The organism is Aeromonas sp. S41-2 (assembly GCF_027705845.1).
GTDB lineage: Bacteria > Pseudomonadota > Gammaproteobacteria > Enterobacterales > Aeromonadaceae > Aeromonas > Aeromonas hydrophila.
The window spans coordinates 1-760 of the sequence record NZ_JAPDCG010000031.1; the positions used below are offsets into that span (position 1 = coordinate 1).

At 39.1% G+C, this 760-nt stretch carries 1 protein-coding gene; it reads left to right on the plus strand.

Features of this window, described 5'->3' with window-relative positions; genetic code table 11:
* Window positions 1-90 precede the first annotated feature (90 nt).
* Window positions 91-564, plus strand: a complete 474-nt coding sequence (gene dfrA17, locus OKC44_RS22110; protein WP_001389366.1) for a trimethoprim-resistant dihydrofolate reductase DfrA17 — start codon at window positions 91-93, stop codon at window positions 562-564.
* The last annotated feature ends 196 nt before the right edge of the window (window positions 565-760 follow it).

Sequence of the window (760 nt, forward strand, 5' to 3'; positions counted from 1 at the left end):
GTGGGTCGATGTTTGATGTTATGGAGCAGCAACGATGTTACGCAGCAGGGCAGTCGCCCTAAAACAAAGTTAGCCATTAAGGGAGTTAAATTGAAAATATCATTGATTTCTGCAGTGTCAGAAAATGGCGTAATCGGTAGTGGTCCTGATATCCCGTGGTCAGTAAAAGGTGAGCAACTACTCTTTAAAGCGCTCACATATAATCAATGGCTCCTTGTCGGAAGAAAAACATTTGACTCTATGGGTGTTCTTCCAAATCGCAAATATGCAGTAGTGTCAAAGAACGGAATTTCAAGCTCAAATGAAAACGTCCTAGTTTTTCCTTCAATAGAAAATGCTTTGAAAGAGCTATCAAAAGTTACAGATCATGTATATGTCTCTGGCGGGGGTCAAATCTATAATAGCCTTATTGAAAAAGCAGATATAATTCATTTGTCTACTGTTCACGTTGAAGTCGAAGGTGATATCAAATTCCCTATAATGCCTGAGAATTTCAATTTGGTTTTTGAACAGTTTTTTATGTCTAATATAAATTATACATACCAGATTTGGAAAAAAGGCTAACAATGCGTTGCAGCACCAGTCGCTTCGCTCCTTGGACAGCTTTTAAGTCGCGTCTTTGTGGTTTTGCTGCGCAAAAGTATTCCACAAAGCCGCAACTTAAAAGCTGCCGCTGAACTTAACGTTAGATGCACTAAGCACATAATTGCTCACAGCCAAACTATCAGGTCAAGTCTGCTTTTATTATTTTTAAGCGTGC